The organism is Streptomyces glaucosporus, from assembly GCF_039533345.1.
GTDB lineage: Bacteria > Actinomycetota > Actinomycetes > Streptomycetales > Streptomycetaceae > Streptomyces > Streptomyces glaucosporus.
Genome location: NZ_BAAATJ010000037.1, coordinates 39,548 through 53,117, shown reverse-complemented (window position 1 = coordinate 53,117; position 13,570 = coordinate 39,548). Strand labels below are relative to the sequence as shown.

Annotated in this window: 9 protein-coding genes; all 9 read left to right on the top strand. The window is 71.4% G+C overall.

All coding sequences use genetic code 11. From position 1 onward, the window contains the following. Nucleotides 1-114 precede the first annotated feature (114 nt). From ABD358_RS26735 to ABD358_RS26695, 9 genes are read left to right on the top strand one after another with little or no spacing between them, the layout of a single operon-like run. On the top strand, nucleotides 115-1,047 hold the full coding sequence (locus tag ABD358_RS26735) for a Pvc16 family protein (RefSeq protein ID WP_344633728.1): 933 nt from the start codon (nucleotides 115-117) through the stop codon (nucleotides 1,045-1,047). Between the two features lie 33 nt (nucleotides 1,048-1,080). Next, nucleotides 1,081-3,090, top strand: coding sequence for an ATP-binding protein (locus ABD358_RS26730; protein ID WP_344633727.1), 2,010 nt, complete (start codon nucleotides 1,081-1,083; stop codon nucleotides 3,088-3,090). Next, nucleotides 3,081-3,437: a hypothetical protein gene (locus tag ABD358_RS26725; RefSeq protein ID WP_344633726.1), complete on the top strand. Its 357-nt coding sequence runs from the start codon at nucleotides 3,081-3,083 to the stop codon at nucleotides 3,435-3,437. Before ABD358_RS26730 ends, ABD358_RS26725 begins: the two co-directional genes overlap by 10 nt. Then, on the top strand, nucleotides 3,434-10,135 hold the full coding sequence (locus tag ABD358_RS26720; RefSeq protein WP_344633725.1) for an eCIS core domain-containing protein: 6,702 nt from the start codon (nucleotides 3,434-3,436) through the stop codon (nucleotides 10,133-10,135). Before ABD358_RS26725 ends, ABD358_RS26720 begins: the two co-directional genes overlap by 4 nt. A 16-nt stretch (nucleotides 10,136-10,151) precedes the next feature. Next, nucleotides 10,152-10,721 carry a hypothetical protein gene (locus ABD358_RS26715; protein ID WP_344633724.1) on the top strand — a complete coding sequence of 190 codons (570 nt, stop codon included), beginning with the start codon at nucleotides 10,152-10,154 and terminating at the stop codon, nucleotides 10,719-10,721. A 45-nt stretch (nucleotides 10,722-10,766) separates the two neighbouring features. Beyond that, nucleotides 10,767-11,450 carry a hypothetical protein gene (locus tag ABD358_RS26710; protein WP_344633723.1) on the top strand — a complete coding sequence of 228 codons (684 nt, stop codon included), beginning with the start codon at nucleotides 10,767-10,769 and terminating at the stop codon, nucleotides 11,448-11,450. Between the two features lie 8 nt (nucleotides 11,451-11,458). Then, nucleotides 11,459-11,830 carry a LysM peptidoglycan-binding domain-containing protein gene (locus ABD358_RS26705; RefSeq protein ID WP_344633722.1) on the top strand — a complete coding sequence of 124 codons (372 nt, stop codon included), beginning with the start codon at nucleotides 11,459-11,461 and terminating at the stop codon, nucleotides 11,828-11,830. Beyond that, nucleotides 11,820-12,959, top strand: a complete 1,140-nt coding sequence (locus tag ABD358_RS26700; RefSeq protein ID WP_344633721.1) for a hypothetical protein — start codon at nucleotides 11,820-11,822, stop codon at nucleotides 12,957-12,959. Before ABD358_RS26705 ends, ABD358_RS26700 begins: the two co-directional genes overlap by 11 nt. Nucleotides 12,960-13,007: 48 nt before the next feature. After that, complete coding sequence (locus ABD358_RS26695; RefSeq protein WP_344633720.1) at nucleotides 13,008-13,550, top strand: phage baseplate assembly protein V; 543 nt, start codon at nucleotides 13,008-13,010, stop codon at nucleotides 13,548-13,550. The last annotated feature ends 20 nt before the right edge of the window (nucleotides 13,551-13,570 follow it).

Here is a 13,570-nt window from a genome sequence, read left to right as displayed (position 1 = left end):
CCCCCACCCGGCGCCGGCCGCGCGGCGGAACCGCGCCGGCAGCCGCCGGCCCGGCCCGCGCCGGCGCTGAGCCTGGCGGACTACCTGGCGGACGGCGAGCGGAGGAGCTGACGGATGAGCAACGCGCTCGCGATCGCCACGGTCACCCAGGCCCTCGCCCGGCTGATCGAGCACAACCTGCGGCCCGAGATCGACATGCAGGTCGCGGTGAAGACCGAACGGCCCCCGGCGGAGACCCCCGACGGGCCGACCATCACGGTCTTCCTCTACCAGGTGACCGCCAACACCTCGCAGCGCAACGGCGACCTGCCCACGCGCGCCGCCGACGGCACCCTCCTCAGACGCTCCGCGGCGGCCCTGGACCTCCACTACCTGATCAGCGCCTACGGGAACGAGACCGAACTGGTCGGGCAGCGGCTCATCGGCTGTGTGGTGCGCACCCTCCACGAGATCCCGGTGCTGCCCCGGCCGCTGATCGAGGAGGTCGCCCGGCTCCCGTACCTGGAGGGCAGCGACCTCGCGGAGACCGTCCAGAAGGTGCGCTTCACGCCCACCCAGATGGACATCGACGAGACCTCCAAGCTCTGGGGGATGCTCCACCAGACGCCGTACTCGCTGTCGGTCGCCTACCAGGCGTCCCTGGTGCTGATCGAGGGCCGCGAACAGCCCGTCCCCGCCCGTCCGGTGGAACGGCGCACGGTACGGGCGGTGCCGTTCGGCGCCCCGGGGGCCCCGGAACGCCCGAAGCCGCTCGGCACCGCGGGGGGAGCCGCCGGCGCCCCCGCGGCACGGGCGTCCGCGACCGACGCCCCACCGGCCCGTCCGGAGAAGGAGGAGGGCGGCAGGGCCGCCCCCGGGACCGCCGCGGAGAAGAAGCCGGCCGCACCCGCCGGGAAGCGCCGCGCCGCGACCAGGACGGCCCCCGCGCGGTCCCGCACCCGCAGGACGTCCGGCACGTCCGCACGCGGCGGCGGCGCCACGGGCGGAGCGGCGGGCGGCACCGGGGGAGAGAACACGGGCGGCCCCGCGGACGGCGAGCGGGACTGAGACGCGGTGGCGACGACGGGGGGAGGAGAGCACATGGGCGGTACGGCCCACGAAAGCGGCACGGGCGACGGCGGAGACGCGGCCGGGATCCGGACGCTGACCGCCGCCATGCGGTCCGTCCTGGCCCGCGTCGACGCCCACGCCGCCCGTGCCCGCCAGGCGACCGGAGGAACGGACGGGCCCGCCGGCGTTTCCCGGGCCGGAGACGTCCCCGGGCCGGGGGATGTCCCCGGGCCGGGGGGCGTCTCCGGGCCCGCCACGCTCGACGCGCTCGTCCGCTGCTTCGGGCTGAGCCCCTTCGAGCGCGAACTGGTCCTGCTGCTGGCCGCCGCAGAGCTGGAGCCCACCACCGGCAGCCGCTGCGCCGCGGCCGCCGGCGACCCCGAACGCGCGTACCCCACCTTCTCGCTCGCGCTCGCCGCGCTGACCGACCCCCACTGGAGCGCCCTCACCCCCGTCGCCCCGCTGCGCCGCTGGCGGCTGGTCGAACTCGACGACGAGACCCGGCTGACCACCACCCGCGTCCGGCTGGACGAGCGCATCCTCCACTTCCTCGCCGGCTCCCCGTACCTCGACGCGCGCCTGCACGGCATGCTGACCCGCCTCCCCGTCCCGGAGAAACTCCCACCCTCGTACGAGCGCACCGCGGAGCGGATCGCCCGGAGCTGGTCCGAGGCGGGCCCCGCCACCCCGCCGAGGGTGGAGCTCGTCGGCGGCGACCGGCACAGCCGCCACGACATCGCGGCCGCCGCCGCCCACCGGCTGGGGCTCGGCCTGTACGCACTGAGGGCCGAGGACCTGCCCGCCGACCACGCCGAACGCGACCGCCTGACACGCCTGTGGCAGCGCGAGGCGATCCTGCTGCCCGCCGCCCTGCTGCTGGAGACCGGCGACCCGGACCGCGAGCAGGGCGCCGCGGCGGACGCCTTCGCCGCCTCGACCGCCGTACCGCTGGCGCTCTCCGGACCCGACCCCCGGAGAGGCGAGGAGGCGCACGGCGAACGCGTCACCGTGCCGGCGCTGGACGAAGCGGAGCAGCTCGGCCTGTGGGCCGACGCCCTCGCCGGCGTACCGGGCGTTGGGCGGGAGCAACTGCGCGAATTGGTCGCGCAGTTCGCGCTGCCGCCGCACACCGTCCGGTCCGCCGCCGCCACCGTGCGCCGCGAGGCGGGGGAGGGGGCGGACACCGCCGCGCTGGCCTGGCGGGCCGGGCTGGCCGAGGCCCGTATCGGCCTGGACGACCTGGGCCGCCGCATCGAACCGGAGGCGGGCTGGGACGACCTGGTCCTCCCCGACCGCCAGGTGCGCGTCCTGCGCGAGATCGTCGCCCACGTACGGCAGCGGGGCACCGTCCACCAGGAGTGGGGTTTCGCCCGCACCCTGCGCCGCGGCCTGGGCGTCACGGCCCTGTTCGCGGGCGGCTCCGGCACCGGCAAGACCCTCGCGGCCGAGGTGATGGCCCGCGAACTGGGGCTGGACCTGTTCGTCATCGACCTGTCGCAGGTGGTCTCCAAGTACATCGGCGAGACGGAGAAGAACCTGCGCCGCGTCTTCGACGCGGCCGAACGCGGCGGCGCGCTCCTGCTGTTCGACGAGGCCGACGCCCTGTTCGGCAAGCGCAGCGAGGTCAAGGACAGCCACGACCGCTACGCCAACCTCGAGGTCTCCTACCTGCTGATGCGGATGGAGGCGTACCGGGGCCTGGCGATCCTCACCACCAACATGAAGAAGGCCCTCGACACGGCCTTCATGCGCCGCATCCGCTTCGTCGTCGACTTCCCCTTCCCCGGCGAGAGCGAACGCGCGGAGATCTGGCGCCGCGTGCTGCCCGGACAGGCCCCGGCGAAGGACATCGACCCGCACCTGCTGGCCCGGCTGACGGTCGCCGGCGGCTCGATCCGCAACATCGCCCTCTCCGCGGCCTTCCTGGCCGCCGAGGAGGGCGGCCCGCTGCAGATGCGGCACATGCTCGCCGCGGCGCGCACCGAGTACCTGAAGCTGGAACGCTCCCTGACGCCCTCGGAGGTCGGCGGATGGGTCTGAACGAGACGCCGCGCGACGCCGTGCGCGACACGGCACGGGGCACGGCACACGACACCACGGTCCGGGTGGACATCGGAGAGCTGGTGCTCGACGGCTTCGACCCGCGGATCGACCCCGAGCGCGTCACGGCGGCGTTCGAGGCCGAACTGACCCGGCTGGTGCGCGAGCGCGGCGTACCGCTCGCGGCGGACGGCGGGGGGCGAACGCTGGAGGCGCTCTCGGGCCTGCCGCCGCTGCCCGCCACCACGTCGCCGGCCCGGCTGGGGGAGGCACTGGCCCGGGCGGTGCACGCGGGCCTGTCGGGCCGGGGCGAGCCGGGGCCCGCGGACGGGAGGAGGCGCCGATGACCTCGCGCAGTACGTCGCAGGACGCCCGCTCCACCCAGGACGCCAAGCGCCGCAAGCGCAGGGAGCGCCCGGCGAAGGCCCCCGTGCCCGAGCCGAAGGACATCGTCAGCGGCGCCGGCCGGCCGCTCGACCCGAGCGTCCGCCGCGAACTGGAGGAGCGGCTCGGCCACGACCTCGGCCGCGTACGTCTCCACACCGACCGGGACGCGGGCGCCCTCACCGAACTGCTCGGCGCGGACGCCGTCGCCGTCGGCCGGGACGTCCTCTTCCGCGAGGGCGCCTACCGCCCGCACACCGCCGAGGGCATGCGGCTGCTCGCCCACGAACTGCTCCACACCGTCCAGAACCCCGAGGGCCTGGGAGCCCTCCGCGCCGGCCGCGACCTCGGCGCGGTGAGCCTGCCGCAGCAGGCGGTGGAGCGCGAGGCGGAGACGGCGGCGCAGGAGTCGGTACGGGAGGACGGACCGGGCACGGCCGCCGAGCGGGTCGAGGAGGGCCGGGCCACCCCGGGCTGGCTCCGCTACGCCACGGTCGACGCCGACCGGCGCCGCATGGAGCAGCTCGACCCCGCCACCCTCGTCGACCGCCTGGCCAACGGCGTCCTGCGCTCCCTGCGCGGCGACCCGGAGGACCGGTCCAAGCGCGTACGCACCCAACTCGCCCGCTTCTCGGCACAGATGCAGGACGCCGTCCTCGACCGGCTGGAGGTGCGGCTGCTCTCCTCGGAGTTCGACCGGCTGGTCGAACTGGTCGAGGAGACCGAGGAGAAGGGCCTGCCGGAACCGGACGCCCTCGACACCCCCGAGGCCGTTCCGGACGCCGGGGAACTGCTGGAGGACGAACGGGAGGACGCGGAGGCGGCCGACCGCCGGCAGCGGGCGGAGAACGAGCGGCCCGGCGACGAACGACACGACGAGCAGCGGGACGAACAGGGAGACGAGCAGGGAGACGGACAGCGGACGGACGGGGAGCAGCGGGGCGGGGAACGGCCTCCTCCGGAAGACGGGGAGGAGACCGCCCCGGAGCGGAGGGACCGGCGGCGCGACCGCGAGAGCGACGGCACGGCAGGAACAGGGACACGGCGGCCCGCCGGGGGCCGGGGACGGTCCGCGGCGGGCACGCGGACATCGGGACCGAGCGGCGGCCGGGGTACGGCGGCCGGGGGCGGCGCCGCCCGGTCCCAGCAGTCCCGGCAATCCGCGCAGTCCGGGCAGCAGCCCCGGGGCGGTACGGGCGAGCGCGCCGGGAACTCCGGCGTCAGCGGCGCCCCGGCGGCGAGCAAGGAGGAGTCCGCGGCCAGGAACCGTCCCGGAGCCGTGGAACCCCTGGTCGCGGGGGAGCGACCGGAACAGGCGGACAAACGCCGGAAGGACACCGGCAAGGGGTCCGGGGTGGAACCCGGCCCGCTGCTGAAGACCGCCGACCCCGGCAGTCGCAGCACACTCGCGGAGAAGCGTCCCCAGGACGAGGCGGCCCTCGCGGAGGACGAGCCGGTCGGCCTGGAAACCGGACCGGACGACCCCGACACGCTCGACGCCCTCGAGGAGGAGCGGGCCGCCGACCGGGACAGCGCCTGGAACATCGAACTCCGGCCCGAGGACTTCCTCCCCGCCACCGACCTCGATGTCTCCGGCGTACCGACCGCCGACGAGATCACGCCCGGTTCGGACGCGGACCAGCGGATGCCGAGCTTCCCCGAACCGCCCCCCACCAGGGCCGAACAGGTGCAGGCCCGGCGTGAGCAGGAGGACGCGGAGGAGGCCGAGTCGGAGGACGGCGACCTCACCGGGCCGGTGCCGGCCGATGGTGATGCCTCCGACTCCCCGGCCACCCGTACTCAGGCGGAGAACCGGACGCCGCGCGACCTTGGCACCGGGACCTCCGCCGAGCGGGAGACCGGTCCGCGGCCCGCGTCCTTCGGCACCGACGACGACCGCACCGCCGCACCCGAGCCCAGGCCCGAAACCGCGGAGAGCGACGACGCGGGGCAGGAGGAGCGGCAGGAGGAGCCGGAAGAGGACACAGCCGGCCGGACGGCGGACCGGGAACCGGAGGCGACCGGTACGAGCGACTCGGGAGAGCGGGCGGAGACGTCCGGGACGTCCGGCTCTCCCGGCACAGCCGCCGCTTCCACCGGCACGGCCACCTCGTCCCCGTCGTCCCCGTCCCCGGCTCCCAGCACGGCCACCCCCGGACCGGGCCCTGCGACGGACACCCCGGCCGAAGCGTCCCCGGCCCGGGACACCCATGTCACGGGTGCGGACGGCGGGACGGACTCCGCCGCCGGCGACGGACCGGAAGGACGGACGGGCTCCCGGCAGCGGCAGGAGCCCCCGGCCTCCGCGCCCGCTCCCCGTCCCGAGCCCGCTCCCGCGCAGTCGTCCGGCTCCCGGCCCTCGCGCTCCGTCAAGGGGGGCGGCAGCACCCGGAGCGCCTCGGGAGGCGGGGGAGGGGGCGGCGGTGCGCGTCCCGTCGCCTCGTCCCAACCGAAGAAGGACCCGCCCGCTCCCAACCTCTCGCAGGTGACCCCGGAGGCCGGGCTGTCCACCGCCGCGAAACTCAAACCCCACCGCGCCCTCGAAGCGCTGGGCGGGGTGAACGGCGCGGTCGACAAGACGGTCGGCGACGAGCAGCAGGCTCTCCGGGACGCACCGCCGACGATGGAGCGGCCCGCGGGCGCCCCGCAGACCCTCCACGGCGCGCCGAAGACCTCGGCCCCCGGGCAGTACTCCGGCGACCCGGCAGCCCAGGTCGACGCCCCGGAGAAGGAGAAGGCCGAGGTCACGGGCGACAAGGCCCCGGAGGGCGAGATCCCCGGGGAGAACATCGAGGAACCCGGCACCCTCCAGGGGCTTCTGGCCGGTGGTGCCCAGCTCGTCGTGGGGGCGATCAACGGCGTCGCCGATTTCCTGGGTGCCGACGAGGACGTCATCGACTCCGAGGCCGTGACCCGGTGGATCCTCGACCTGCCCACCGAGGACGAGATGCTGGCCCAGGCGAACGTCGGCACGGCACCCGGAGTCGGCCTCCAGGGCGAGACCAACGGGCGCGCCGACGAGCAGGGCGGTGAACTCGACGGCAAGGGCAGGGAACTCCACGCCTCCGGACGCGACGACGCCGGCCGCCCCCTGGGCGAGGACCAGATCTATCCCGACGTGCCCCAGGAGACGCTGAAGGCGAAGGTCCCGGGCGCCAAGGGGCAGGGCGGTCCCGGCGGGGGCGGCGCCCCGTCCGTGGGCGGGCGCATCCCACCCGAGGCCGTGTCCGCCGTGGCGGAACACGAGCGCGGCCCCCAGATCCAGGCCGCGTTCGCCGACGGACAGCAGCAGATGTCCGACAAGCGGCAGGCCAAGGACCGGGACTTCCGGGAGTCCCAGGAGCGCCACAGGCAGCAGGTCCGCGGCGAGGTCGAGAGCAACACCCGTACGCAGGCCGCCGAACGCCGGAAGACCAGGGCCGAGGTGGACGCCTCCCGCGAGCAGTGGCGCAAGGAACAGGACGACGAACTCGCCTCCCTCGGCACGAAGAAGACCGAGAAGATCGAGAAGATCCGCAAGGACGTCAAGGACAAGGAGGAGCAGACCGACAAGGACGCCGAGGAGCACAGGAAGAAGAAGCAGGAGGACATCGGCAAGGAGAAGGAGAAGGCCGAGAACGACGCGAGGAACAAGCGCGACTCGGCCAAGAACGACTCCGGCAACTGGCTCACCAAGGCGTTCAACTGGATCCGCGACAAGCTCATCGAGCTGAAGAACGCGATCGTCGGCTTCTTCCGAGCCGCCCGCGATGCGGTCACCAGCCTGATCCGGGACTTCAAGGGCACCGTCACCCGCTGGATCGAGGCGGCCCGGCAGTTCATCATCGACAAGTTCAAGGAGTTCACCGAGGCCCTGATCCAGTTGGGCAAGGCCTTCCTCGACGCGATCGTCGAGATCGCGAACCGGCTGCGCGCCCTCATCATCCGCATCCGGGACGCGGCCATCGCCCTGGTCAACCGGCTCGCGAGCGAACTGAAGCGGATCGTCGGCGAACTCCTCGACCGGATCGGCAAGATCCTCAGCGGCATCCTCGACGCCCTGCGCGAAGGGCTGCGCAGGGCGGTGGAGGCGGTCAAGGGCCTGCTCAAGGGCATCATGGACTTCGCCATGGGCCTGCTCAACGCCCTGGGCGAGTGGGCGATGATCGCGGTCGACATCCTCTCCGACCCGGGCGGCTGGCTCAGCGGCGCCAAGGCATCGGCGGAGGACGGCGCCAAGAACCACCTGTTCCGGGAAGTCACCTCGGCGATCAAGAACTGGTTCAACGAGAAGATCCAGGAGATCCTCGGCCTCCCCAAGGCGGTCTTCGACAAGCTGGTCAGCGGAGGCGTCAGCAGGGAGCAGATGGCCAAGGAGGCGTGGGACGCCGCGCTTCCCCAACTCCCCGTCATCATCGGCGAGATCGTCGTCACCAAGATCATCGCCAAGCTCATCCCCGGCGCGGGCTGGGTGATGGCGATCATCGACGCGCTCAAGGCAGCCTGGGGCGCGCTGAGCGAGATCCTGCGGGCCTTCGGTGCCTTCATGGACTACCTCAAGGCCGTCAAGGGCGGCAACGCCGGCGTCCTCTTCGCCAAGGCCGTCGCCTCGGGCGCCGTCGCCCTGCTGGAACTGGCCTACCAGGCACTGCTCAGCGGCATCGGCAAGTACGTGAGCAAGGTCGGCGACCGGCTCAAGGGCGTCGCGGCCAACCTCGGCAAGAAGTCCGGATCCAAGGACGAGAACAGGCCGCGGGACCCGGACAGAGCGCAGGCGACGGACAGGCCGAAGGACGACCCGAGGAACCGGCCGGACAAGCAGGAGGAGGCGAAGAAGGCGCAGGAGCGGACGCGCCGGGCGAACGCCGACCTGTCGCGCAAGCCGCCGGCCAGGCCGAAGCGCCCCCGCCCGCAGCCCCGCCCGACCCGGCGGCCCGACTCGCCCCAGTCCCGCCGCGATGCCGCGCGCCGGCCCGACACCCGCCGCCCGGACGACCGCACCCGGACGGACCAGCCCGACCGCCGCACCCAGGACACCGACCGGGACCGGGACCAGTCCCGAACCCCAGCACGCCGCGAGGCGGAGGGCACCAGGCCCACCCCGCGCCCGCGCCGCACATCACCGGAGACCCGCGCCGCCAACCGCGCGCGGCAGACGGTCAAGGCCGCCCAGAACCGCATCCGCAGGGCCAGGCAGGCCCTCGACCGCAAGGACCGCGACGGCCGCCTCGACCGCTCCCTCGACAACCACGCCCGCCGCATGCGCGACGCCTACCGCCGCCGCCGCGACCTCCTCCGCGACCAGCAGAAGCGCCGCCAGGAACAGAAGCGTCAACTCCGCGACCAGCGCCGGAAGAAGGAGAATTCCGAACAGAGTAAAGAGGACCGTCTCCGGAAAATCCTTGCACGAATAAGGCCACTTCTGAGGCGGGTGCTCGGCCGAGGGGTCACCGATATCCCCCTGAAGACATTCATGATGGCTCTGCGTGCCTGGTACCGTCTCACATCCCTGGGTGTCCGATCAGCGGAGGGAGCGACCGAAATTTGGGCCGTACTCAATCCCGGGGGGTCAGCGGGAAGTGCGTACCGACCGAATCCCTCGGAACTCCGTGAAATAATCCGGGAAGCTGTGCGCCGCTTCTTCGAGGACAAGAGGATCCAGAAGTCTGCTCAGAGGATCAGTGAAGAGGAACAGGTCTTCGCGGAGAACCCGGGTGTTGAGACGGAAAATCTTCAGGATCTTCCTCGCGTTGCGGGCGGTGTCGATTTTCCTGCGGCTGTTGCGCATATGCAGAGGCGTGGAGCGAATATCCCAAGAGAACGCATGGGGTATACGCTGGGGGAAGAAGAGATGGTCGTCATCGAGTATCACAAGGGGGCGGGGGAGGGAAAGGCAAATGATCGCAACGCATTCGTCAATGGCATCACCACCTATCCGTCCATCGCGGCGGCCACGGAAAAAGCGCATGCGCGCCTCTCGCGTCAGTCGGAGCGTCTTGAAAAGCGTATGAAAAAAGATGCGCTGAAGAATCCAGGTAGTGTAGGAATCGATCCCGAAATCGTAGCCGAGTTGCATGCCATGCGACTTCGTGACGCCACTATCGCCAATATTATGCGAACCTTTATGCGTACGGGGAAGTGGCCGACGCACATCAGATTGAACAAAGCGGATAAGAATCGTATTGGTCGGCTAGTCTGGCTTATGTACGTGCGTGAGTCCGTGCGTGATCGTGAGAATGTTGTGATGGCGCCCATGGTGCTCGATCTCATTGCCAGGGGTGCTATGACCTGGAATGAGGCGTTCAGGATGTACGAGCCGGACACTCAAGGAGTGCAGCGTGTCGGAGGGAGGGGCATGTACCCGGCCTCGATGGAGAAGGCCAGCCGCGCCACACGAGGTCTGGAAGCAGAGGATCAGAATATCCCCTTGTTTTCTTCGGTCGATGAAAAACGCATACGCGAGGAAGCTGTGCGCGGCACACTCGGGCCGCTCAACGAGAGTATTAAAAAATATGGAACGGAAGAGGAGCGTCGAGAGCTGGAGAAGCGGAAGATCGAACTTGTTACCCTCTGGCTGCAATCCCGACTGCAGGCGAACGGCGGGGTGTGGGGGGCGACGAAGGAAGACCTCATCGAATACATTAAGCTATTCGTTCTTGGGCATCATGGAATGAATGATTGAGTGAGGAAGTGACGGCATGACGGTTGGGATTAGGATCGCGCTTAAGTCTGGTGTTTCTCTGGAGAGCGTACAGGCTTTCGCGTGGGACCAGAACTGGAACATCACGGCTGCCACTCGTGAGGATGAGCGGCCGACGCGTTTCGGTTGGGAGACGATCGATGGCAAGACAAGCGTCTCTTATGTTGAAGACCCGTACATCGGTATCAGCTACCTGACAGTAACGGGTGTGGCGGTCGAGGAGGTGAGTCAGGCCGTACGTGCCTCTCTGGAGACATGGACGTTCGCGGAAGCGATGTCGCTGTTGGCTGGAGCGGTTGACCGCGACACCAAGATCCGAGGTATTTATATCAGTGCTGTCAGTGCTGTCAGGCGGGAAATCAGGGAACTTATCTCTGCGTACCGGGGCCTTGCTGGCGACCCAGATGCGGACATCCGTCACGCCTTGCTGGTAGGTATCGGTTACACGGGAGTAAACGTCGAGCTCCGCGCCCTTGCCGAGGATCTGCACAGGAACGATCCGGACGAGGAAGTGCGGCGCGATGCCGGATACCTGATCGAGGGACTTAACCTGCCCAACACGCCATGAGCTCGTCACTCACCGGCCGTCTCTCCATGTCTGGAGCTCAGAACCATGACCCGTTACGCAGACATTCCCAAGCCCATCCGCTCCGGCATCGTCATCGTCGATCCCGAGCGCGGGACGCCGCAGCGCATCATCGTGCTGCAGTTCAACCCCGACACCCTGGAACGCAGCATCAGCCCCCAGGCCGCGGGCGGGAGCGGTGATGCCGGGGGCGGGGGGAGCGGGGGAGACCGGAACGAGGCCCTGCGGCTCAAGGGGCCGGCGCAGGAGACGTGGAAGTTCACCGCCGAGCTCGACGCCACCGACCAGTTCGAGGTGGCGGCGCCCGACGGGATCCACCCGCAGCTCGCCACCCTCGAGATGCTGGTGCAGCCGACGACGGCGCAGCTGCGGGACGCCACGAAGCTGGCCCGGAAGGGCACCATCGAGATCAGCCCGATCGAGATGCCGCTGACCCTGTTCACCTGGGGCAGCAAACGCGTCATGCCCGTGCGGCTGACGGAGCTGTCCGTCAACGAGTCCGCCTTCGACGTGAACCTCAACCCCATACGGGCTTCGCTGAGCATCGGCATGAAGGTGCTCACCGTCAGCGATCTGCCCGCCGGGCACCGCGGGGCCGAGCTGTACCTCGCGCACCTCGCGCAGAAGGAGCGCCTCGCCGGCACCGCCCGGGCGGGGACCCTCGCGGCGCTCGGGCTGACCGGGGCCGACATCGGAACGGGAAGGGTGTAGCCGCCGCCATGGCCGAGACGTACGAGAACCCGCTGGACGGGACGCCGGGCTCGCACCCGTACCCGCGCACCAGCCGGTACCACGACGCGGAGATCGCGGTGCACCGCATGCCCGACGGCACCGAAGTGCGGTACGCCAGGCGGCGGTTGCTGCCGCCGCTGCCCGAGGACCGCGACGAGGACACCGTCGTCCACACCGTGCGCAGCGGTGAGCGCCCCGACCAGCTCGCCCAGCGCTACTTCGGCGACCCCTCCCAGTGGTGGCGCATCGCCGACGCCAACCCCGTCCTCGACCCGCGCGAGCTGACCGCCGAGCCGGGCCGGGAGATCGACGTCCCGCTGCCCGGCGGCTTCCCGCGCGGAGGCGCACATGGCCGATGAGCACGTCGGCGGCGGGCCGGTCCACCTCACCCTGCACATGGGTCCCAAACTCACCCGCCCGGTGCCCCGGGCGGTGAGCGAGGCGCTGCTGTCCGCGCAGATCACCAGTACCGCGGGCGAACGCTCCGGCTTCCAGCTGGCGTTCGACCTCACCAAGAAGGGCGCGATCGTCGAGCGGCTGTTACCCGAGGGGTTCTTCGACCCGCGCACCCGCGTCATCGTCACCACGACGGTCAAGGGCACCCCGACCGTCCTCCTCGACGGCCTGATCGTCCGGCAGGAGGTCGGGGCGAGCAACCAGCCCGGCCAGACGACGCTGACCGTCACCGGCGAGGACCTGTCGCTCCTGATGGACCTGGAGGAGCGCACCGACCGCTACCCCAACCTCTCGCCCGCCCAGCGCGTCACCCGCATCCTCTCCCGGTACGCGGACCACGGCATCGACCCGTACGTCGTCCGCGAGCAGATCGTCCAGCAGCCGCGCGAGCAGTACCGCGTGGACTACCAGACCGGCACCGACCTGGCGTACGTCAACGAACTGGCCCGCGCCAACGGCTACGTCTTCTACCTCGAACCCGGCCCGGTGCCCGGCCGGTCCACCGCCTACTGGGGTCCGCAGCGACGCGTCGGCCTGCCGCAGCACGCGCTCAACGTCAACATGGACGTCCACTCCACCGTCGACCAGCTCACCTTCGCCTACGACGGCGCCGCCCGCGAGGAGCCGCAGGCCCACTGGCAGGACCCGCGCACCCGCAGGTCGACCCTGATCCCGCAGCCCGACATCAGCCCGCTGCGGCCCCCGCTGGGGAGGCGTGCGAGCCCGGCGCTCAAACGCAGACGGCTGTCCGGCACCGCCAAGAAGGACGAGGCGCAGGCCAGGGCCGAGGCCCTGGCGCGGGCCGCGACGTCCGCCGACGCGGTCTCCGGCTCGGGACAGCTCGACGTCAACCGCCACGGCTACGTCCTGCGCCCGCGCGAACTGGTGGGCGTGCGCGGCGCGGGCGTGACGTACGACGGCGAGTACTACGTCACCTCCGTCACGCACAACCTCACGCCCGGCTCGTACCGGCAGAACTTCACGCTCTCGCGCGAGGGCCTGATCGCACGCGGCGACACCGTCCGCCCATAGGGGCCGCAGGCCCGCCGACAAGCACCAGACCGACCAGGAGCAGCTCGTATGGCGCCAGCACCGAACAACCGCTTCCTCGGCAAGTTCCGGGGCCGGGTGGCGGACAACGACGATCCGCTGGGAATCGGCCGGATCACCGCCTACGTCCCGGACGTGCTCGGTGAGGAGGCCTCGACCTGGGCCATGCCCTGCTTCCCCTTCACGGGCGAGCGGGCCGGCCAGTACGCGGTCCCGGCCGAGGGGGCGGGCGTGTGGATCGAGTTCGAGCAGGGCGACCCGAGCTTCCCCGTCTGGACGGGCTGCTGGTACGGACAGGCGGACGAGCTGCCGGAGGACGCCCGGGCCGCGGCGCGGACGGGCGCCGAACCGGTCGTCGTCCAGACCCGCGGCGGGCACAAGATCGTGCTCTCCGACGACCCGGAGACCGGGATCCTCCTCCAGGCCCCGGCCTCCGACGGCAGGCCGGGGCCGTCCATCCGGGTGACCCGGGACGGAATCCACATCGACAACGGGCAGGGGGCCTCGGTCTCGGTGGCCGGGGACCGGGTCGACATCAACCAGGGCCGGCTGACCGTGCCCGTCAAACGCTGACCGAGACGGGGGAGAAGAGT

Bases quoted from the DNA above. Each gene is read 5' to 3' on its own strand.
- ABD358_RS26735 (WP_344633728.1), top strand. From the start codon at position 115: ATGAGCAACGCGCTCGCGATCGCCACGGTCACCCAGGCCCTCGCCCGG.
- ABD358_RS26730 (WP_344633727.1), top strand. From the start codon at position 1,081: ATGGGCGGTACGGCCCACGAAAGCGGCACGGGCGACGGCGGAGACGCG.
- ABD358_RS26725 (WP_344633726.1), top strand. From the start codon at position 3,081: ATGGGTCTGAACGAGACGCCGCGCGACGCCGTGCGCGACACGGCACGG.
- ABD358_RS26720 (WP_344633725.1), top strand. From the start codon at position 3,434: ATGACCTCGCGCAGTACGTCGCAGGACGCCCGCTCCACCCAGGACGCC.
- ABD358_RS26715 (WP_344633724.1), top strand. From the start codon at position 10,152: ATGACGGTTGGGATTAGGATCGCGCTTAAGTCTGGTGTTTCTCTGGAG.
- ABD358_RS26710 (WP_344633723.1), top strand. From the start codon at position 10,767: ATGACCCGTTACGCAGACATTCCCAAGCCCATCCGCTCCGGCATCGTC.
- ABD358_RS26705 (WP_344633722.1), top strand. From the start codon at position 11,459: ATGGCCGAGACGTACGAGAACCCGCTGGACGGGACGCCGGGCTCGCAC.
- ABD358_RS26700 (WP_344633721.1), top strand. From the start codon at position 11,820: ATGGCCGATGAGCACGTCGGCGGCGGGCCGGTCCACCTCACCCTGCAC.
- ABD358_RS26695 (WP_344633720.1), top strand. From the start codon at position 13,008: ATGGCGCCAGCACCGAACAACCGCTTCCTCGGCAAGTTCCGGGGCCGG.